This is a genomic window from Patulibacter sp. (genome assembly GCF_030655195.1).
Classification (GTDB): Bacteria; Actinomycetota; Thermoleophilia; order Solirubrobacterales; family Solirubrobacteraceae; genus Patulibacter.
Window position 1 is genome coordinate 30,882 of record NZ_JAURWA010000030.1, and the last position, 20,332, is coordinate 51,213.

18 protein-coding genes are annotated in these 20,332 nt (G+C 73.6%); 8 read left to right on the top strand and 10 right to left on the bottom strand.

Annotated features, from left to right (window positions below):
* The 4 genes from Q7T67_RS03280 to Q7T67_RS03295 all read left to right on the top strand — a co-directional run bounded on the left by Q7T67_RS03280 (position 1) and on the right by Q7T67_RS03295 (position 4,229).
* Positions 1 to 804: an enoyl-CoA hydratase/isomerase family protein gene (locus Q7T67_RS03280; protein WP_304785953.1), complete on the top strand. Its 804-nt coding sequence runs from the start codon at positions 1 to 3 to the stop codon at positions 802 to 804.
* Between the two features lie 124 nt (positions 805 to 928).
* Positions 929 to 1,690, top strand: a complete 762-nt coding sequence (locus tag Q7T67_RS03285) for an SDR family NAD(P)-dependent oxidoreductase (RefSeq protein WP_304785955.1) — start codon at positions 929 to 931, stop codon at positions 1,688 to 1,690.
* A 47-nt stretch (positions 1,691 to 1,737) separates the two neighbouring features.
* On the top strand, positions 1,738 to 2,985 hold the full coding sequence (locus Q7T67_RS03290; protein ID WP_304785957.1) for a CaiB/BaiF CoA-transferase family protein: 1,248 nt from the start codon (positions 1,738 to 1,740) through the stop codon (positions 2,983 to 2,985).
* Between the two features lie 2 nt (positions 2,986 to 2,987).
* Positions 2,988 to 4,229, top strand: coding sequence for a LuxR C-terminal-related transcriptional regulator (locus Q7T67_RS03295; RefSeq protein ID WP_304785959.1), 1,242 nt, complete (start codon positions 2,988 to 2,990; stop codon positions 4,227 to 4,229).
* Between the two features lie 116 nt (positions 4,230 to 4,345).
* Here Q7T67_RS03295 and Q7T67_RS03300 read toward each other — a convergent pair whose 3' ends face one another.
* Complete coding sequence (locus Q7T67_RS03300) at positions 4,346 to 5,869, bottom strand: aldehyde dehydrogenase (RefSeq protein WP_304785961.1); 1,524 nt, start codon at positions 5,867 to 5,869, stop codon at positions 4,346 to 4,348.
* Between the two features lie 32 nt (positions 5,870 to 5,901).
* A complete protein-coding gene (locus Q7T67_RS03305) occupies positions 5,902 to 6,303 on the bottom strand; it encodes an SCP2 sterol-binding domain-containing protein (RefSeq protein ID WP_304785963.1) in 402 nt (133 codons plus the stop codon).
* Between the two features lie 309 nt (positions 6,304 to 6,612).
* Here Q7T67_RS03305 and Q7T67_RS03310 point away from each other — a divergent pair, with 309 nt between their 5' ends.
* A complete protein-coding gene (locus tag Q7T67_RS03310; protein WP_304785965.1) occupies positions 6,613 to 7,713 on the top strand; it encodes an NAD(P)-dependent alcohol dehydrogenase in 1,101 nt (366 codons plus the stop codon).
* A 15-nt stretch (positions 7,714 to 7,728) separates the two neighbouring features.
* Here the strand turns inward: Q7T67_RS03310 and Q7T67_RS03315 are convergent, their stop codons facing one another.
* Positions 7,729 to 9,186 (bottom strand): cytochrome P450, encoded by a 1,458-nt coding sequence (locus Q7T67_RS03315; RefSeq protein ID WP_304785967.1) that lies wholly within the window; start codon positions 9,184 to 9,186, stop codon positions 7,729 to 7,731.
* Between the two features lie 52 nt (positions 9,187 to 9,238).
* On the opposite strand from Q7T67_RS03315, the gene Q7T67_RS03320 reads away from it, so the two are divergent.
* On the top strand, positions 9,239 to 9,913 hold the full coding sequence (locus Q7T67_RS03320; protein ID WP_304785969.1) for a TetR/AcrR family transcriptional regulator: 675 nt from the start codon (positions 9,239 to 9,241) through the stop codon (positions 9,911 to 9,913).
* Between the two features lie 56 nt (positions 9,914 to 9,969).
* Here the strand turns inward: Q7T67_RS03320 and Q7T67_RS03325 are convergent, their stop codons facing one another.
* The 3 genes from Q7T67_RS03325 to Q7T67_RS03335 all read right to left on the bottom strand — a co-directional run bounded on the left by Q7T67_RS03325 (position 9,970) and on the right by Q7T67_RS03335 (position 13,034).
* Positions 9,970 to 10,386, bottom strand: a complete 417-nt coding sequence (locus Q7T67_RS03325; protein ID WP_304785971.1) for a GFA family protein — start codon at positions 10,384 to 10,386, stop codon at positions 9,970 to 9,972.
* A 13-nt stretch (positions 10,387 to 10,399) separates the two neighbouring features.
* Entirely contained in the window at positions 10,400 to 11,686 is a 1,287-nt protein-coding gene (locus Q7T67_RS03330; RefSeq protein WP_304785973.1) for a cytochrome P450, read from the bottom strand.
* A gap of 94 nt (positions 11,687 to 11,780) precedes the next feature.
* Positions 11,781 to 13,034, bottom strand: coding sequence for an acyl-CoA dehydrogenase family protein (locus Q7T67_RS03335; protein ID WP_370695352.1), 1,254 nt, complete (start codon positions 13,032 to 13,034; stop codon positions 11,781 to 11,783).
* A gap of 210 nt (positions 13,035 to 13,244) precedes the next feature.
* Here Q7T67_RS03335 and Q7T67_RS03340 point away from each other — a divergent pair, with 210 nt between their 5' ends.
* Positions 13,245 to 14,783 carry an acyl-CoA synthetase gene (locus tag Q7T67_RS03340; RefSeq protein ID WP_304785977.1) on the top strand — a complete coding sequence of 513 codons (1,539 nt, stop codon included), beginning with the start codon at positions 13,245 to 13,247 and terminating at the stop codon, positions 14,781 to 14,783.
* 159 nt (positions 14,784 to 14,942) lie between these two features.
* Here the strand turns inward: Q7T67_RS03340 and Q7T67_RS03345 are convergent, their stop codons facing one another.
* Positions 14,943 to 16,556, bottom strand: coding sequence for an MFS transporter (locus tag Q7T67_RS03345; protein ID WP_304785979.1), 1,614 nt, complete (start codon positions 16,554 to 16,556; stop codon positions 14,943 to 14,945).
* Positions 16,557 to 16,605: 49 nt separating this feature from the next.
* Positions 16,606 to 17,043, bottom strand: a complete 438-nt coding sequence (locus Q7T67_RS03350; RefSeq protein WP_304785981.1) for a hypothetical protein — start codon at positions 17,041 to 17,043, stop codon at positions 16,606 to 16,608.
* A gap of 319 nt (positions 17,044 to 17,362) precedes the next feature.
* Between Q7T67_RS03350 and Q7T67_RS03355 the strand changes: the two genes are divergently transcribed.
* Positions 17,363 to 18,556, top strand: coding sequence for a sensor domain-containing diguanylate cyclase (locus Q7T67_RS03355; RefSeq protein WP_304785983.1), 1,194 nt, complete (start codon positions 17,363 to 17,365; stop codon positions 18,554 to 18,556).
* 57 nt (positions 18,557 to 18,613) lie between these two features.
* On the opposite strand, the gene Q7T67_RS03360 is transcribed toward Q7T67_RS03355, so the two are convergent.
* Positions 18,614 to 19,378, bottom strand: a complete 765-nt coding sequence (locus tag Q7T67_RS03360) for a hypothetical protein (protein WP_304785985.1) — start codon at positions 19,376 to 19,378, stop codon at positions 18,614 to 18,616.
* Complete coding sequence (locus Q7T67_RS03365; RefSeq protein WP_304785987.1) at positions 19,375 to 20,319, bottom strand: LysR family transcriptional regulator; 945 nt, start codon at positions 20,317 to 20,319, stop codon at positions 19,375 to 19,377. The genes Q7T67_RS03360 and Q7T67_RS03365 overlap by 4 nt, the downstream gene beginning before the upstream one ends.
* Between the last annotated feature and the right edge of the window lie 13 nt (positions 20,320 to 20,332).

Sequence of the window (20,332 nt, forward strand, 5' to 3'; positions counted from 1 at the left end):
GTGGCGGTCACGGCTCCGGCGATCGCCGTCGCGGTCGACGGCGGTGTCGCGACGCTGACGCTCGCCCGCCCTGACACCGGCAACGCGATCGACCCCGTGCTCGCGCGCGAGCTGCGCGAGGCGGCCGAGGGACTGGCCGCCCGCGACGACGTCCGTGCGGTCCTGCTGCGCGCCGAGGGGAAGATGTTCTGCGTCGGCGGCGACGTCGGCTTCTTCGCCTCCGCACCCGACCGCCACGCCGCGCTGCACGCACTGGCCGGCGACCTGCACGACGGGATCCGCGCCCTCGTGGCCCTCGACGTCCCGATCGTCGCCGCCGTCCAGGGCGCCGCCGCGGGCGCGGGGATGAGCCTCGCCTGCGCGGCCGACGTCGTGATCGCCGGCCCGGCCGCGTCGTTCACCGTCGCCTACACGGCCGTGGGACTCTCGCCCGACGGCGGGCAGTCCTGGACGCTGCCGCGCCTGGTCGGCGTCCGCCGGGCCGCCGACATGATGCTGCGCAACACGCGGGTGAAGGCCGACGAGGCGCTGCGCATCGGACTGGTCACCGAGGTCGTCGCGCAGGACGCGCTGCTCGAGCGCACGACGACCGTGGCGCACGAGCTGGCGGCGGGTCCGACCGGGGCGCTGGCCGCCACCCGTCGCCTGCTGCGCGCGTCGGCGACCGCCACGCTCGACGAGCAGCTCGACGCGGAGCGCGAGAGCATCGCCGTCCGCGGGGCGACCGCCGAGGCGGGGGAGGGCATCGCCGCGTTCCTGCAGCGCCGGCCGGCCGACTTCCCCGGGGTCGGCACCACCGGCTGAGCGCCGGCGCCGCGCGTCTCCCCGGCATCGACGGGGCGGCCGCGGTGCCGGTCGCAGCACCGCCGGCCGAGCGCCGGATCCGCGCGGGCCGCACGCCCGCGCACCACCACGAGAAGGAGCAGGGATGCAGATCAAGGGAGCAGGGGCGATCGTCTTCGGCGGCGCATCGGGACTTGGCGAGGCGACCGCCCGCCGGCTGGCCGCCGAGGGCGCGCACGTCGTCATCGCCGACCTGGCGGAGGACCGCGCCGAGAAGCTCGCGTCCGAGATCGGCGGCCTCGGGGTCCGCTGCGACGTGCTCGACGAGGAGTCCGTCCTCGCCGCGATCGCCGCCGCGAAGGAGGCCCCGCGCGGCCTGCGCATCTCCGTCGTCTGCGCCGGGCTGGGCACCCCCGCCAAGCTCCTGGGCCGCGAGGGCCCGACGCCGTTCTCGAAGTTCGAGTCGGTGATCAAGGTCAACCTCCTCGGCACGATCAACGCGCTGCGCCTGGCCGCCGGCGAGATCTCCGGGAACGAGCCCGACGAGGCCGGCGAGCGTGGCGTCTGCGTGCAGACCGCGTCGATCGCCGCGTACGACGGGCAGATCGGCCAGGTCGCCTACGCCGCGTCCAAGGGCGGCGTCGTCGGCCTGACGCTGCCGATCGCCCGCGAGCTCTCCGCCCACGCCATCCGCGTGGTGACGATCGCCCCGGGCCTGTTCGAGACCCCGATGCTCGCCGGACTGCCGCAGAAGGCGCAGGACGCGCTCGGCGCCAGCGTCCCGTACCCCGCACGCCTGGGCAAGCCCGACGAGTACGCCGACCTGGTCGAGCACATCGTCACCAACCCGATGCTCAACGGCGAGGTCATCCGCCTGGACGGCGCGCTGCGGATGGCGCCGCGATGAGCCCTGAGACGACCGCGTCCGCCCCGGCCCGCCGGGAGGGCTGACCCGTGGCCGGACCGCTCTCGGGGGTCCGCGTCGTCGAGCTGGCCGGGATCGGTCCCGGCCCGTTCGCCGCGATGCTGCTCGCCGACCTGGGGGCCGACGTGCTCCGGGTCGAGCGGGTCGACGCCGCCCGGCGGGGCGGTCCCGGCGGCCTCGAGCTGACGGTCCTCAACCGCAGTCGGCGCTCCGTGGCCGTCGACCTGAAGTCCCCCGACGGCGTCGCGACGGTCCTCGACCTCGTGGCCCGTGCGGACGCGCTGATCGAGGGCTTCCGGCCCGGCGTGGCCGAGCGGCTCGGCCTGGGGCCCGACGACTGCCACGCCCGCAACCCGGCGCTCGTCTACGGCCGGATGACCGGCTGGGGCCAGAGCGGCCCGCTCGCCCCCACCGCCGGCCACGACATCAACTACATCGCGCTGTCGGGCGCGCTCGCCGCGGTCGGCCCGGGCGCCGACGGCGAGGCGCCGGTCGTGCCGCTCAACCTCGTCGGCGACTTCGGCGGCGGGTCGCTGTACCTCGCGCTCGGGATCGTCAGCGCCGTCCTCGCCGCGCGCGCCGACGGGCTCGGCCAGGTGGTCGACGCGACGATGGTCGACGGCGCCGCGAGCCTGATGACCGCCTTCTACGGGCTGCACGCGAGCGGCCAGCACTCCCCGCCGCGCGGCTCGAACGTCCTCGACGGCGGCGCGCCCTTCTACGGCGTGTACCGCACGAGCGACGACCGCTGGGTCTCGATCGGCGCGCTCGAGCCGCAGTTCTACGCGACGCTGATCCGGCTGCTCGAGCTGGGGGACGCGCCCGAGATGGCCGCCCAGCACGACGTGTCGACCTGGCCGGCGATGCGCGAGCGCTTCGCCGCGACGTTCGCGTCGGAGACCCGCGAGCACTGGTGCGGGATCCTCGAGGGCACCGACGCCTGCTTCGCGCCGGTGCTCGAGCTGGACGAGGCGCCGGAGCACCCGCACAACGTCGCGCGCGACGTCTTCGTGACCGTCGACGGCGTGCCGCAGCCGGGTCCCGCGCCGCGGTTCTCGCGCACCGCGCCCGCCACGCCGACGGCCGCACCGGCTCCGGGCGCCGACACGCTGGCGGGCCTGCGCGAGTGGGGGATCGCGGCCGACGAGCTCGACCGGCTGCAGGCCGCGGGCACGATCCACCAGCCGGATGTCACGGGCGGCGCAGGGTCGCCCGGAGCGGACGAGGTCCGTGACACCCGACACACCACCGATCCGAGCGGGGGTAGCATCGGATGACCATGACCAGCAAGATCGCGGCCGTCGAGGACGGCTGGAGCCCGTCCACGCAGGCCATCGACGACGCCGGCCTGCGGGCGCAGGTCGCCGAGGTCCTCGGCCGTGCGGCGCGCGTCCTCGAGGGCGCCGACGCCCCGGCGGAGGAGGAGTCCCCCGATCTGTCGAGCGCGTGCTCGCGCATCGACGACGCCACGCTGGCGCTGACCGCGTCCCTGCGCTCGGGCGGTTCGTCGATCCGGGCGCGCGGCACCACGCGCGACGAGGTCGTCGACCTGATGCTCGACCTGCGCGACGTCGCCGCCCGCCTGGGCGAGGCGCAGGAGGTCGCCCGACAGGAGTCCTTCGGCCGCGTCCGCGACGCGATGGCGCTCCTGCGCGGCGTGAACACCGTGGAGCAGATGCTCGACCAGGCCCCGATCGCGGCGGCCCGGCTGGGCTTCGACCGCACGTTCATCTCGGCGATCCAGGACTCGTACTTCGTCCCCCGCACCTGCTTCATCAAGGGCGACACGGAGTGGGCCGCCGCCGTCGTGCGCGCCGGCCAGGACCAGCCCCGCCGGCTGGACCGCACGCTGCTGGAGACCGAGATGGTCCGCCGCCGTCAGCCGATCCGGGTGCTCGACGCCCAGAACGACCCGCGGGTGCACCGCGAGATCGCCGACGTCTCGATGTCGCGCAGCTACGTCGCCGCGCCGGTGATCGTGCAGGACAAGGTCATCGGCTTCGTCCACGCGGACTACTACGCCCAGCGCCGCCTGGTGGGGGCGACGGACTCCGACCTGCTCTGGATGTTCACCGAGGCGTTCGGGTTCGCCTACGAGCGGATCGCCTACGGCGAGCGGATCGCGGCGCTGCGCAGCTCGTACATGCGCACGATGGCCGACGCGGAGCGCAACTTCGCCCGTGCGATCGAGGAGGAGATCTCCTTCGACGAGCACCTCGTCGCCCCGCAGCACGCCGACGAGGACGGGGTCTCCCGCCCCGCGGCTCCGATGCCGATGCACCGGCCCGTCTCCGGCGAGCGCTCCGCGCTCGACGCGCTGCTGACGCGCCGCGAGCTCGAGGTCCTGCGCCTCATGGCCTCGGGGGCCACGAACGACGGCATCGCGTCGCGGCTGGTGATCTCGCACGGCACCGCCAAGACGCACGTCAAGCACATCCTGCGCAAGCTCTCGGCGGCCAACCGCGCCGAGGCCGTCTCGCGCTACTTCCAGCTCGAGCACCGCACCCAGATCCCCAGCTGACGGGGTGGGGCGTTCCGCCGGTGGTCCGGCGGGACGTCGGATCCGTCGCGGCGGGCGGGGCGGGGCGGGACGTCCGGTCCCGCCCCTCCGGCCGCGCCCGCCCCGGTCCCGGCGGCTCAGCTCGACGGCGGCGTCGACAGCAGCGCGTCGAAGATGTGCCGGTCGAGCTTCGTGGTCAGGTCGACGTGCACGTGCTTGGCCTCGGTGTACTCGTCCAGCGCCCCCGGACCGAGCTCTCGGCCGACGCCGGACTGGCGGTAGCCGCCGAACGGCAGCGCCGGATCGATCTGGTGCCAGTTGTTGATCCAGATCGTCCCGGCCCGCAGGCGGTCGGCGACCTCGATCGCTCGCTCGTAGTCCGTCGACCACACGCCGGCGGTCAGGCCGTACTGCGAGGCGTTGGCGATCTTGATCGCCTCGTCGACCGAGGAGTAGCGGATGACGCAGAGGACCGGCCCGAAGGTCTCCTCGCAGGCGATCTCCATGTTGTTCTTCACGTCGGTGAGGATCGTCGGCTGGATCCAGAAGCCCTTCTCGAACTCCGGGCCCTCCGGGACGCCGCCGCCCAGCGCCACCGTGACGCCGTCCCGCTTGGCCCCCTCGATGAAGCCGAGCACCCGCTCCTGCTGGCGCTTGGAGACGACCGGGCCGAGGTCGGTGTCGAAGTCCGACGGGTCGCCGAGCTTGATCGTGCTCGCGCGCTCGACGAGCCGGCGGACGACCTCGTCGTGGATCGCGTCGGGGACGAGCAGGCGCGTACCGGACTCGCAGATCTGTCCCGAGTAGAGCATGCAGCCGAAGAGGATCCCGTCGACCGCGACGTCCAGGTCGGCGTCGTCGAGCAGCACCGCGGCACCCTTGCCGCCGAGCTCGAGGGAGACCTTCTTGACGGTGCCCGAGGCCAGGCGCATGATCTCGCGCCCGATCGCCGTGGAGCCGGTGAACGCGACCTTGTCGACGTCGGGGTGCGACGCCAGCCGCGCACCGACCTCGGCGCCCTCGCCGGTGATGACGTTGAAGACGCCCTTGGGCACGCCGCACTCGTGGGCGATCTCGGCCAGGCGCAGCAGCGACCGCGGCGTCTTCTCGTCGACCTTCACGACGATCGAGTTGCCGGCGGCCAGCGCCGGGCCGATCTTCCAGATGCCCAGCAGCAGCGGGAAGTTCCACGGCACGATCGCGGCGCAGACGCCGACGGGGTCGCGGCGGATCCGGTTGCTCGACGCCGTCGGGTACGCGGCGGTCGGGATCTGCGTCTCGAACGGGTAGGTCGCGGCCTGCTCGGCGAAGTAGAGGAAGTGGGGGGCGGCGAGGCCGACGAGGAACCCCATCGCCTGACGGATCGTCGCGCCGTTGGCGGAGATCTCGAGCTCGCAGAGCTCGTCGGCCTCCTCACCCAGGCGGTCGGCGATCGCCCGCATCACCTGCGAGCGCTCCTCCGGCGACTTGCGGGACCACGAGCCGGAGTCGAAGGCGCGGCGCGCGGCCTCGACCGCGCGGTCGGCGTCGTCGACCGTGCCCTTCGCGGCGGTGCAGACCAGCTCCTCGGTGGAGGGGCTGATGATCTCGAACTGCTCGTCGGCGTCGACGTGACCCCCGTCGATGAACATCTGGTGGTGACGCACGCTGGTCGTGGACACGGTCTGACTCCTTCGCTCGCGGTCCCCGGCGCTCAGGCCGCGGCCTTGTCCTTGTCCGCGACGAGGTCGCGGTAGATCGGGAACAGCGGCTTCGTCAGCGGGACGAGCTTGAGGATCTTGTTGACCGGGCCCTTGGCCTTGACCTGGCCCTTGGCCAGCCCGACGGCGAGGTTGTACTCGCCGCGCCAGAACTTGTCGCCGATGTCGGCGGGCATGTAGAGCTTGACGTCGGCGTCGTCGTTCTCCTCCTCGTCGAGGACCTCGACCTTGCCGTCGCGCATCTTGATCAGGACCTTCGCGTCCGGATCGGAGTAGTAGACCTGCAGGTCGATCTCGGCGGAGGCGAGCTTGGGGCCGACCTCGGTCTCGTTGGACTTGCGGAACACGCCCCCGAGGTACTTGAGGGCTTCGTCGGCGTCGTTGAAGAACGGCATGGGTGCTCCCTGTGGTGTCGTCGGTGCGGGAAGCGCCCGGTGGCGGACTCCCCGCTCCACGCTACGTCCGGGCCCTGCGCCCGCGCATCGCTCGCGGGGGGCATCCTCCTCCCCCGTTCTGCGCGTCCGGGGCGCTCGGGGCCCGAGGCCCGGTCGATCGGGTGCCACCCCCGGGCACGGGATCGACCGCACCCCTCCGGCACTCGCCCGCCGTCCGGGCGACGAAGCTCACCCGAACGGTCCATGGTTCCGCCGAGGGGCCCGGGTTAGCGTCGGAACGTCCGTAGTTCCGAGAGTCCGGGAGGATTCGTGAAGGCCACCGCAGCAGTGCTCCGTGAGATCGACCAGCCGCTCTCGATCGAGGAGATCGACGTCGCCGAGCTCCAGGACGACGAGGTGCTGATCGACATCAAGGGCGCGGGCATCTGCCACACGGACATGACCGGCATCGACGGCACCGTGCCGCTGCCGCTGCCCACCGTGCTCGGGCACGAGGGCTCGGGCATCGTCTCCGCGGTCGGCTCCGCGGTCACCAACGTCGTCCCGGGGGACCACGTCGTCCTCAGCTTCGGGCACTGCGGCGAGTGCGACGTCTGCACCGGCGGCCGCCCCGCCTACTGCGAGCTGTTCGCCCCCCTGAACTACTTCGGCACGCGCCTGGACGGCACGACGACCCTGCACAAGGGCGACGAGGAGATCCACGGCAACTTCTTCCAGCAGTCCTCCTGGGCCTCCCGAGCGGTGGCGAAGGCGACCAACACGGTCAAGGTGCCCGAGGACGCCCCGATCGAGCTGCTCGGCCCGCTGGGCTGCGGCATCCAGACCGGCGCCGGCACGGTCCTCAAGGTCCTCCGGCCGAAGGCGGGCCAGGGCATCGGGATCTTCGGCCTCGGCGGCGTCGGTCTCGCCGCGCTGATGGCGGCCAAGGCGGCCGGCTGCGACCCGATCGTCGGCATCGACACCAACGCGGAGCGCCTCGAGTTCGCCAAGGAGCTCGGGGCCACCCACGTCTTCAACCCGAAGGAGTCCAAGGACCTCGTCTGGGACATCCAGCAGGTCACGCCGACCGGCCTGGACTTCTCCTTCGACACCGTCGGCACCGAGGGCGTCGTCCGTCAGACCCTCGAGGTCCTGCGCTCGCCGGGTCACGCCGCGACCGTCGGCTTCCAGGGCCTCGAGAACAACATCTCGATCGACCAGGGCCACCTGATGCTCGGCCGCACGCTGTCGGGCGTCATCGAGGGCGACGCCGACCCCCAGCAGTTCATCCCCGAGATGATCGAGCTCCACCGCGCCGGGAAGTTCCCGTTCGACCGGCTGATCCAGACGTTCCCGTTCGCGGAGATCAACGAGGCGATCAAGTCCTCCGCCGACGGCCGCGTGATCAAGCCCGTCGTCGTCTTCGACTGACGGGCGGCGGTCCGCTCAGCGCGGGCGGACCGCCATCCGCAGGCCGCCCTTCGGGCCCAGCGTCGGGGTGAAGCTCAGGCGCAGCGGGTCCGCCGGGTCGGGATCGAGCAGGACGCGGGAGAGCACGGTGGCGACGATCGCGCGCAGCTCGTACTCCGCGAACCGCTTGCCCAGGCAGATGCGCGAGCCACCGCCGAACGGGACGTAGGCGCCCTTCGGCAGGGCATCGACCTCGCCGCCGGGCAGGAACCGGTCGGGTCGGAACGCCATCGGCTGCGGGTAGAGCTCCTCCAGGTGGTGGGTCGCCCAGCTCGAGTAGTGGACGGCCATCCCCGCCGGGATCTCGACCCCGGCGACCTCGACGTCGCGCAGCGTGCGCCGCGGGCCGACCCAGGCGGCGGGGTAGCGGCGCAGCGCCTCGGACAGCACGCGCTCGAGCACCGGCAGCGCCGTGCCGTCGAGCTGCCTGGCCGTGGGGACGCCGTCGACCAGCTCGCTGTCGAGCTCGGCGAGCAGCTCGTCGCGCACGCCCGTGTTGCGACCGACCTCGTGGGCGAGGAACGAGAACGTCGCCGTCGTCGTGTCGTGGCCGGCGAAGAGCAGCGTCATCAGGTGGTCGCGGACGAGGCCGGGGGGCAGCGGTCGGCCCGCCTCGTCGGTGGCCGCGACGAGCATGCCCAGGACGCCCGGACCCGGGTCGTCGGCGGCGCGGCGCCGGTCGATCTCGTCGCGGACGAGGCCGTCGAGCTCCGCGCGCGCCCTGCGCATGTCGGCGTAGGGCGTGCGGGGACCGCGCAGCATCTGCAGCGGCAGCGGCCGGCCGTGGAACGCCAGCGCCCGCTCGAACGCGTGGGCGAAGCGCCGCTCGACGTCGGAGTCCGTGCCGATGCCCGCCAGCACGCGCAGCGCGATCCGCATCGCCAGCTCGCGCACCCATCCGTTGATGTCGACCCGCGTCCCGGGCTGCAGCTGCGCGGCGCCCTCCACGGCCTCGTCGAGGATGCCCTGCGCCAGGCCCCCGACGGTCTTCGCGTGGAACGCCGGCAGGAGCATCCGCCGGGACTGCTGGTGGTACGGGCCGTCGATCGCGAAGAAGCTGTCGCCGAGCAGCGGCCAGAGGTCGCCGAAGCGGCTCTCGCGCCAGCCGAACGCGTCGGCCTGCTTGACGAGGATGTCGTGATTGGCCTCGGCGCCGATGCCCCAGACGACGGCCTGGTGGGCCAGGCGCAGGGTGAAGACCGGGCCCAGGCGCCGCTCGTGCTCCAGCAGCATCTCGAGCGGGGCGGTGGTCACCGCGAGCGTGTTGCGCAGGCTGGGGCCGAGGTTGCCCTTCGGCAGCGGGACCCGCCGGCGGGCGGTGCGCTCGCGGCCCAGGTCGCGCAGGACCTCGCGCGTGATCCGCCGGTCGACCGGCTCGGGGGCCGGCGCGCTGGGGGCGGCCCGTGGGCTGGGGGTGGGGGTGGTCGTGCTCATCCGTCGCTCCTCCGCAAAGTGACAGGCGGTCCTGTCACGAAGGATCCTGGCGGTGACAGGGCCGTCTGTCAAGATCCGCGTCGTGCCCGCCTCCGACCAGGCGCCCACCGGGCGCCGCTACGGCGGGCTGACGGTGGAGCAGCGACGGGCCGAGCGCCGGTCGCGCCTGGAGGCCGCGGCGCTCCAGATCGCCGGCACCCGCGGGTGGGCCGAGGCGACGATGACCGAGATCTGCCGGGTCGCGGGTCTGACGGAGCGGTACTTCTACGAGAGCTTCCGCACCCGCGAGGAGCTCTACGGCGCGCTGATCGACGACCTCGAACGCGAGCTGCGCGAGGCCGCCTTCGACGCGATCTCGGGGGAGGACCTGACGCCCGAGGGGCGGGTCGAGGCGGCGATCCGCTCGATCGTCGAGCTCTACGTCCGCGACCCGTACCGGGGACGGGCGGCCCTCATCGAGGGGATCGGCGTGCGGGACCTAGAGGAGCAGCGGCGCCGGGCGCTGACCGGCCTGTTCGCGCTCCTGGCCGAGCGGTGGACCATGTTCTTCCCCGACGTGGGAGCCGACGCCGGGGAGCGCGCGGTGCGCGCCACCGCGATTGGCGGCGCGGTCACCGCGCTCCTGTCCGGGCGCCTCGACGGCCACCTCGAGGTCGACGACGACGCCCTGGTGCGGACCGTCGTGGCGACCGTGACCGCGATCGCCGCGGCGCCCACGGCCGACTGACCGCCGAGGCGTGGCCCGCGCGACGCCGTCCGCGCGCCCGGCGCGTCCGCCTGCAGTCAGCCCGCCGGCAGATCCTGGGGGTACGTCGGCCGCCCGGACTCGATCGCCGCGACCCACTCCTGCGCCGAGTCGGTCCAGACCTCGACCGCCGGGGCGAAGCCGGTCCGGTCGTCGAGCGTGCCGGCCTTGACGATCGTCACCCCGGGCTGCTCCGCGAGCTGGGTGAAGAGCACGGAGCCGCAGGTGCCGCAGAACGACCGCTCGCGGTCCTCGCCCGTGCCCGTCCCGGTGGTGTGGAACACCGTCGGCGTCCCGGCGACGGTCACCGCGTCCTTGGGGAACAGGAGGTTCGTCGAGAACGCCGCCCCGCTCTGGCGCTGGCAGTCGTCGCAGTGGCAGAGCGCGACGACGATCGGGTCCGCCTCGACCTCGTAGCTGATGGTGCCGCAGACGCAGCGTCCGGTACGGGACATGGGTCCTCCTCGGTCAGGCGGTCGGGGTCCACGCCGCCTGGGCGGCGTGGATGCCGTTGATGAAGTTGTTGACCTGGAGCTCGGGCTCCGCGGTCAGGTGGAGGTCCGGCATGCGGGTGTAGACCTCGCGGAGCGTCGCCTTGATCATCTGGCGGCCCAGCGCCGAGCCGATGCAGAAGTGCGGGCCGCCGGCGCCGAAGCCCAGGTGCTTGTTCGGCGTGCGCAGGATGTCGAAGCGCTGCGGGTCCTCGAAGACGTCCTCGTCGTAGTTGCCCGAGCAGTACCACATGACGATCTTGTCGCCGGCCTTGATCTCCTGATCGCCGATCGTGCCGTCCTTGACCGCGGTGCGGCGGAAGTGCTGGACGGGGGAGACGAAGCGGAGGATCTCCTCGACGGCGCCGTCCAGCCGGCCCTCCATGTCCTCCTTGAGGAGGGCGAGCTGGTCGGGGTTCTCGTGGAACAGCCGGAACGCGTGGCCGATCGAGTGCCGGGTCGTGTCGTTGGCGGCGGACCCCAGCAGCGAGAAGAACGCGGCGATCTCCCAGTCGTCGAGGACGCGGTCCTCGAACTTCGCGTTGACGACCCAGGAGACGAGGTTCTCCTCGGGGTTCTCGCGGTACCAGTCGGCGCGCTTCATCGCGATCTCCTGGATGCGGTCGGCCTCCTCCGCGAACGTCGTCAGGGCGTCGCGGCCCAGCGCGCAGTTCGGGTCGTCCCACGCGAGCATCCGCTCGGCGGCCTCCATGATCGTGTGCATGTCCTCGGAGCCGGGGTCGACGCCGAAGAAGAACGCGAAGATGCGGCCGGGCAGCATCTTGGCGTAGAGGTCGACGATGTCGCCCTCGCCCAGCCCGATGATCTCGTCGACGAGCTTCTTCGCCTCGCCGTCGATCCAGCCGTCCATCTTGCGGACGTTCCGCGGGGTGAACGCCTGCGAGACGATGCCGCGCACCTGGCGGTGCTCCGGGCCGTCCATGGCCAGGAACGACGTGGTGGCGAGCGTGACGACCTCGGGCATGTCCTCCATGAGGACGCCCTTGCCGGAGACGAACGTCTCGACGTCGCGGGAGACCTGCTTGCAGTCGGCCCACTTCGTGACGGCCCAGAAGCCGACGGCGTCCTCGCCCGGGGGCAGGAGCGAGCTCTCGTAGGCGCGGTGGAACGAGACGGGGAAGTCCTTGCGCAGCTTCGCGAAGGCCTTCTCGCGCTCGGCGAAGGGCTGGGCCCAGAACTCGCGGGCGCCGAGGTCGAGTTCCGCGGGCCACTCGGTCGGGGCGGGGGCGTCGATCGTGCTCATGCCCCAGTCTCCCCCGGGGCGACGGCGCTCGACCATCGGCCCCAGGGGGGATCTCCGCGTTCCGAACGGGGGACAGGACCCCGTCCGGCCCGCCTCAGCCCGTGACGTCGCGGCCGATCAGGTGCCGCGCGATGACCCACTGGAGCACCTCGTTGGCGCCCTCGAAGATCTCGAGGATCTTGGCGTCGCGGTAGATCTCCTCGAGGCGGTACTGCTCGCCGGTGGCACCCATCTGCCGGGCGAAGCCGTAGCCGCCGTGGACCTGCAGCGCGTCGCGGGCGACGTCGTTGGCCAGGCGCGTGGCGTAGCTCTTGGCCATCGACGCCTCGGGCTCGCCGGAGCGGTCGCCCAGGTCGATCCGCATCGCGGCCTTCTGGTAGAGCGAGCGGGCGCACTCGATCTCGGTCGCGTGCGCGGCGAGGCGGTACTGCCAGTGCTGCATCTCGCCGATCAGCTTGCCGAACAGCTTCCGCTCCCGGACCCGCTGGACCGCCAGGTCGAGGGCGGCCTGCGCGACGCCGACGCCCGCCGCGGCGATGCCGACCCGGCCGGCGGCGAGCGAGCCGAGCGCGACGCCCAGGCCGCGACCCGGCTGCCCGAGGCAGTGCTCGTGCGGCACGTGCACGTCCTCCAGCACGATGTCGGCCGTGATCTGGCCGTGGTGGCCCATCTTCGTGTCGGGCGGGCCGATGCTCACGCCGGGGTTGTCCTTCAGCGGGATCAGCAGCATCGTGCACGCGTCCTCCTCGCCGTCCCGGCAGAGCATGCAGACCCAGTCCGCGACGATCGAGTTGGTGATCCAGCGCTTGCGGCCGGTGACGGTGAACCCGTCCTCCGTGCGCGTGGCGACGGTCTTCAGGGCCGACGGCGTGAGGTCGGACGACGCGTCGGGCTCGGTGGTCGCGAACGAGAAGACGTTCTCGCCCGAGATCAGCTTCGGGAGCAGCTCCTCGCGGATCGGGTCCTGCGCCCAGCGCAGCGTCTGCGCCACGAGGATGCACTGCCCGTCGTAGACGCCGGCGAGGCTCGAGCTCTCGTACGCGATCTCCTCCGTCGCGATGCAGGTGCCCAGCGTGCGGTGGGTGAGGCCGGCGCCGTGCTCGCCCTCGAACGGGTACGCGAAGACGCCGGCGGAGGCCAGGCCCTTGAACGCGGTCCAGGGGAACGCGTCGGGCGTCTCGAGCTGCCGGCCGATCTCCCGCGCGGTCGGGGCCAGGTGCTCGGCGACCGCGGCGCGCACGTCCGCCCGGACCTCGCGGACGTCCTCGGGCAGGAAGACGTCGTGCCAGAGCCGGTCCTGGGTGCGCTCGGGCGAGGTCGCGGGAGGAGAGATGGACATGGTGTCCATTCTCCGGGTCGGCCCGCCCCGGCGCAACCACCGTCCGGGCGGTCTTCGCACCCCCGGGGCGGGATCCGAGGGCCCGGCCCGGACGATCGGGTGGGGCCCGGCGCTCGAAATACCCCGTGCGGGAGAGCAGGACCCGCCGCCGGAGCGATGGCGCGCCGACGCTCGCGTGGGAGGGTCGGACCTCCACCCGCGATCGACGGAGCCGTCGTCATGCACCCTGGGAACTTCCCGCCCGACAACACCGCCATCGTCATGGCCGACTCCGGACGGACCGTGACCTACGGGGAGCTCGACGCCGCCGCGAACCGCATCTCGCACCTGCTCCGCGACTCGGGCCTGCAGCCGGGCGACCACGTCGCCCTGATCGCCGAGAACGACGTCGCGTTCCTCGAGCTGCTGTGGGGCGCGCACTACGCGGGCCTGCTCTACACCGCGATCTCCACCCGGCTGACCGCGCCGGAGGCGGCCTACATCGTCGAGGACTGCCAGGCCGGCGTGCTCGTGGTCTCCGCCGCCTACGCCGAGCTGGGCGTGCCGCTGGCGGGCCTGATCCCCGAGGGCGTGAAGCGGTTCTCGATCGGCGGCGCGATCGACGGCTACGACGCGATCGAGCCCGAGCTCGAGGGGCGCCCCGACACGCCCCTCGAAGACCGGATCGGCGGCCGCGACATGCTCTACTCGTCCGGCACCACCGGCCGGCCGAAGGGCATCAAGCCCAAGGACGTCGACGTGCCGATCGACGAGGCCGCGGTCATCGTCACCCCGATCCTGCGCGACATGCTCGGCGTCGGCACCTCGTCGGTCTACCTGACCCCGGCACCGATGTACCACGCGGCGCCGCTGCGGTTCACGATGGCCGTGCAGCAGCTCGGCGCGACCGTCGTGCTGATGGAGAAGTTCACCCCCGAGGGCGCGCTCGAGGCGATCGCCCGGCACGGCGTCACGCACACGCAGATGGTCCCGACGATGTTCGTCCGCCTGCTGCGCCTGCCGCAGGACGTGCGCGACGCGGCCGACGTGTCGAGCCTGAAGGTCGTCCTGCACGCCGGCGCCCCGTGCCCCGTCGACGTGAAGCAGCAGATCATCGACTGGTGGGGCCCGATCGTCCACGAGTACTACGCGTCGACCGAGGGCTGCGGCCTGACCTGGACGACGAGCGACCAGTGGCTCGCGCACCCCGGCACCGTGGGCAAGGCCGTGATCGGCGTCGCCCACGTCGTCGGCGAGGACGGCGAGGAGCTGCCGGCCGGCGAGGCGGGGCGCGTCTTCTTCTCGGACGGCCCGAAGTTCGAGTACCACAACGATCCGGCCAAGACGACGGAGGCGCACGACGCCCGCGGCTGGGCGACGTGCGGCGACATCGGCCGGATGGACGACGAGGGCTTCCTCTACCTCACCGACCGGGCCTCGTTCATGATCATCTCGGGCGGCGTGAACATCTACCCGCAGGAGTCCGAGGACGTCCTGATCTCGGACCCCGCCGTGCTCGACGCCGCGGTCTTCGGCGTGCCCAACGCCGACTTCGGCGAGGAGGTCAAGGCGGTCGTCCAGCTCGTCGACCCGTCCGCCGCGAGCGAGGAGGAGGGAGAGCGCCTCATCGAGCTCTGCCGGTCGCGCCTCTCGGCGATCAAGTGCCCCCGGTCGGTCGACTTCCGCGCCGAGCTCCCGCGCCACGACACGGGCAAGCTCTACAAGCGCCTGCTGGTCGACGAGTACCGGGCGGCCACGCCGGCGCCCGCCGCGGGCTGAGGCCCGGCCCGTCCGAGGTCGCGCGCGGTCGCCGACCCACGCAGGGACGTGCCGTGGGGCGGCACGCGTCTGCGTCGGAGGTGCGCCGCGGCGGACCGCCGCAGGAACGTGCCGCCGGGCGGCACGAACCTGCGGCGCTCGGCGCCGCGGGTGGGCCGATCAGTCCCCGACGCCTGCCGGCACGCGCGCGTCGTCGTGCGTCGCGCCGCGCTGCGAGCCCGGGTAGTCCGAGTGGCCCTTCGGGTCGCTCGGCAGGCCGCGGAGCGCCGCGGCCAGGGCGGGGGAGTCGAAGGCCGGCTCCTCGCCGCCGATCCAGCGGTCGATGTCCGGGTGGTGCGGCTTCGCGCGCGCCAGGACGAACAGGTAGACCGCGACGAACGCGCCGCCGGCGGCGATGCCGAGGCAGATCCACAGGGCGGTGCGGGTGCCCGTCGCCGGGTCGCCGCCGACGGTCAGGGCGATGTGCGCCAGGACCGGCGCGACGCTGAACGCGGCGACCGCGCGCAGCAGCTCGATCAGGGCGAAGATCCGCGCGATGTTGTTCGACGGGAGCGAGAAGCCCGCGATGAACAGCGCCGGGGCGACGGAGGCGCCGACGCCGAAGCCCAGCAGGCCCGACCCGACCCAGACGAGGCTCTCGCCGCCGCGGGCGACGCCGGAGAGGATCGCGGCCGCGCCGGCGATGCAGACCAGGCCGGTCAGGGCGATGACCTTCGTCCACTTCGTGTGGAACAGCAGGCCGAACATGCCCGCCGCGAGCACCGCGCCGGCGAACTGGGGCAGGAACAGCGTGCCGATGTGGCCGGGATCGGTGCCCTTGGCCAGCAGCGCGCCCTGGGTCAGCTCGATCACCGCGACCGACGAGGCGCCGGCCGTGATCGCGACGATGATCCCGACGACCGGGAACGTCGAGGCCAGCTGCTTCACCGGCATCAGCGGGCGCTTCGCCGTGTACTGCTGGACGACGAGGATCACGATCAGCGAGATGCCCAGCAGCATCGGCAGCATCACCCAGGTCGAGACGAACGCGTGCGACGTCAGCTCGGCCGAGGCGAAGAACGTCAGGCCGCAGCCCGCCGCGGCGAGCAGCAGCGCGCCCGGGGCCCACGGCGCGTCGGGGTTCATCGGGTCCTGGTCGTGGAAGGTCAGGAGCGACAACAGGAACGCGCCGGCGCCCAGGCCGGTGACGATCCAGAACAGCGGGCGCCAGGCGTGCTCGCCCGCGCCGGCGACGACCCCGCCGATGACCGGGCCGAGCGCGACGGCGCCGAAGATGCCCATGTTCATGACCATCGCGGTCGAGGTCAGTCGCTTCGGCGGCCAGCCGATGACGAGCGGCGGGACCGCGGCGATCAGCATCAGGCCGGTCGTCAGGCCCTGCAGGATGCGGCCGGCGACGAACAGCCCGGAGGTCGGTGCCCAGGCGGCGAGCACGGACCCGATGACGAAGAGCCCGGCGTAGCCGACGAGCAACCGTCGCCCGCGCAGGTGGACGGTGAGCTGCAGCGCGATGACCGCGCCGACGGCGTAGGCGGCGTTGCTCATCCCGTTGGTGAGGGAGAGCGCCTGCTCGCCCAGGCCGACGTCGCGGCCGACCTGCGCGCCGACGGCGCCGACGGTCGTCGAGAGGACGAGGTACGGGACGAGGGCGAGGACGACGAGGAACGCGGCGGACCAGTACGAGTCGGCGAACGGCCCGCGGACCTGCCAGCCCGTGGTGTGGTGGCGGTCCGGCACGCCGGAGGGGGCGGGCGCGGTGGCGGCGGTGCTCATGCTGCGACCTCCGGGGTGGGGGTGAGGGACGGGTGGGCGCCGACGGAGCTCATGCAGCGACCTCCGGAGCCGGCACGGACGACCGCGGACCCGATCCGTTGCGGGCCGGCGCGTTGCGCGGGTCCGCCGCCGCGGTCAGGGCGGCGAGGTGGGCCTGGCGGCTGCGCTCGTGGAGCACGAGGCCGGCCGCGGCGAGGACGGCGAGGGCGCAGCCGCCCCCGAAGGAGATCCAGCGCAGCGCACCGTCGTCGAAGACGCGCGACTCGACGACGGTCCAGACGCCGACGAGGGCGACGAGGACGTCGAGCCACCGCTGGGCCGCGCCGCGGTGCAGATCGGCGAAGCCGACGGCGGCGATCGTGAACGCGGCGGCGCCGACGCCGAGGGCGATCCACCCGGCGTTCGCGAACCCGAAGGTCAGCGAGGCGGTCAGGAGGGTCCCGCCGAGCACGGCGAGGAGGAGGTTCGTGGTGAAGCGTGGACTCATGCAGGTCTCCGTGGGGGCACCCTGCGAAAGGGAGGACGAAGGTCGTTGTACCCCACACGCAACCTCGGGACGTGTGAGACGGGACATCCGTCGCCGCGCCGCTCAGCCCGACGTGGCGCCGGTGCGCAGGCTTGGCGGTTCGACGCTCGGACGCCCACCGCAGAGCCTCCTCGGCGGGCCTCCGCCTCGGACGACGGCGCCGGGAGGTGTCGCTCCCTGCACCGCGGGGTGCCGCCGTATGCGGACGGCCTACGCGGCGGACCCGAACGTCGGTCGACTCGGGTGGCCCGGCGGGGGGTGGTCGGGCACGATCGACGGGATGGAACCCGTCCGACCACCGCTCGGCCCGCTCCCCGGGTCGACGGCGTCCGAGGTGATCGACTCGACGCTGCTGCTGATCCCCGACGCGGCGGTGTGGCTCGACGAGGACGACCGGGTGCGGGCGGCCAACGCCCGGGCCCGCGAGATGTTCCGCGGCGACGTCGTCGGTCGCGCGCTCACGGCGCTCGTGACCGCGGCGGACGGAGCGGACCTCGGCCGTGGGGTCGGGGTCCGCTGCGACGGGATCCCGTTCGCCGTCGAGACGAGCGTCGGACGCGCGCCGGGCGGGACGCTCTGCACGTTCCGCGAGCCCCCGGCCGCGGCGGTCCCGCAGCTGGCGCAGCGGCACTTCGTCGCGGCGTTCGAGACCGCGCCGATCGGCATGGCCCTCTTCAACCCCGACGGCGAGTACATCCGGGTCAACGGGGCGCTCGCGACGATGCTCGGCCGCGACGCCGCCGCCCTGCTCGGCCGGCGCGACCAGGAGTTCACGCACCCCGACGACCGGCGGAGCGACGTCGTGGCGGCCTGGTCGATCCTCCGCGGCGAGCGCAGCACGCACCAGTGCGAGAAGCGGTTCGTCCGTCCCGACGGCACGGTCGTCTGGGCCATCGCCAACCTGGCGTTCCTCCGCGACGAGCTCGGTCGGCCGATCAGCTGGATCGGCCAGTTCCAGGACATCACGGCCCGCAGGCGCACGGAGGAGGGCCTGCAGCGGATGGCCGACCACGACCCGCTCACGGGCCTGCTCAACCGCCGGGCGTTCGACCGCGAGCTGCACCGGCTGCTCGGCGACGAGCACGGCCCCGGCGGCGGGCTGCTCGTCCTGGACCTCGACGGGTTCAAGGCGGTCAACGACGCCCACGGTCACCGCGCCGGGGACGACGCGCTCGTGCGCTGCGCGGACGGCCTGCGCGGCGCGACGCGCGCGGGCGACCTGGTCGCCCGGCTGGGCGGCGACGAGTTCGCGATCTTCGCCCCGGCGCTGGGCGCCGGCCTGCCGGGCCTGGTCGCCCGCATCCACGACGCCGTCGACGCCGCGGCGGAGGCCACCGCCCTGGGCGTCTCGGTCGGCGTCGCCACCACGGACGACGTCGGGCGCCGCCCCGACGCCCTGATGGCCGCCGCCGACGCCCGGATGTACGAGGCGAAGGCGGGCGCGCGCAGCGGGCGGGCGGGCGCGGGGCGCTGAGCCGGGAGGGCGCTCGGGGCCGGCACGCTTCCGAGGGCGCCGGCGGTCGGCGGGTGCTCAGGCCCCGACGAGCGCCGAGGGCCGCGGCCGTGCGGCACCGAACGGGATCCGCCGCACCACGGGGAGCCCCACGTCGCGCGGGTCCAGGGCGTCCGGCTCGGGGTCCGAGCACACGAGCAGGCGGGCGGGACGCAGGCCGATCGCGGCGATCGAGGCGGCGAGCACCTCCAGCGCGGGGGAGGCCTCGGGGACCCCCAGCGGGCGTCGTCCGACGCGGCCGCGCGGCCGAGGTCCGGGTGGCCGGGGGGCGTGCGTCCCGGGGTCGGGGCGCGTCGGCGCGGGCCCCGCGGCAGCGAGCATCGGATCGCGTTCGTCGCGGTGGAGGACGAGGAGGCCCGCGCCGTCCTCGCGCAGGCGGCGGAACGCACGCACGAGATCGTCGTCGCGCGTTCCCGGCCTCCCGTCCTCGCCGGACGGGCGCAGGCGGTGCAGCCGCACGAGCGGGGCGATCGAGGCGAGCGGATCGCCGACCAGCGCGAGCAGGCTGGTCGCCCCGAGGTGCACGTCCGGCACGGCGATCAACCGCACGTCGCCGAGGCCGAGGTGCTCGAGCGGCCCGAGCGGGTGGCCGGGCGGGAGCGGGTCGGGTGCGGGGCGCGCGAGCGGCCCGGGAGGTGCGACGACGGCCGCGCCGCCGTGCCCTGCGGTCCCGGACCGCGTCCCCGTCGCACGGGTCCCGGACCCGGTGGTCCGGGTCGCCGCCGCGGACCCGGTGACCGCGGCGCGCTCCGCCGCACCCGTCCCGGCGAGCGTCGTGCTCATCGGGCCACCGCGACGGCGGCGGCGACCGGGGGCACCGTCGCCTCGACGTAGGTCGCCGCGTGCTCGACCAGCAGGCGGTGCAGGTCGCCCGTGGCCGTGGCGGCCTCGGCCGAGCGGCGGCGGACGAGCATCAGGAGGACCTCGGCGTCGTCGCCCTCGATCGGGCGGTGGACGAGGACGCCCGAGCGCTCCAGCGGGTCGCCGACGACGCTGAACGTCGGCAGGACGGTGACGCCCAGGCCCTCGGCGACGAGCAGCTTGCCCATCTCGGCACCGTCGGTCGCGTAGGACACGACGGGGGTACGGCCGGCGAGCAGCCGGTGGACGTAGCGGTGCATCACGTACCCCGAGCGCATCGCGATCAGGGGCTGGGTCAGGAGATCGTCGACGGTGACCCTGGGCAGCGCCGCGAGCGGGTTGTCGGCACGCATGCAGACCACCGGTGCCGCCCGCAGGATCTCGGTGCTCTCGAGCTCGGGGGAGGGATCGTCGCCGTCGAGGAGGTTGACCAGGCCGAGGTCGAAGGACCCGTCGAGCAGGGACCGGTGGATCGCGTCGCCCTGCGCGGTGATGACCTCCACCTGCGTCTGCGGGTGCTCGGTGCGGAACGCCCGGATCGCCGGGGTGACGAGCGGGACGGTCGCCGCGTTGACGGTGCCCAGGCGGACGACGCGGCTCGAGCGGTGCTGGTCGTCGGCGGCGCGACGCAGGCGGTCGGCGGCCTCGAGCACGCGCAGGATGTCGGGGAGGAGCTCGCGGCCGGCGTCGCTGATCGTGGTGCCCGACCGGCGCCGCTCGAGGATGTCCACGCCGAGCTCCCGCTCCAGGTTGCGGATCGTGACGCTGAGCGCGGGCTGCGAGATGTGTAGCTCCTCCGCAGCGGCGCGGAACGAGCCCAGGCGGGTCACGGCGGTGACGTATTCGAGCTGTTCGATGCGCATGGGGACCTGACGA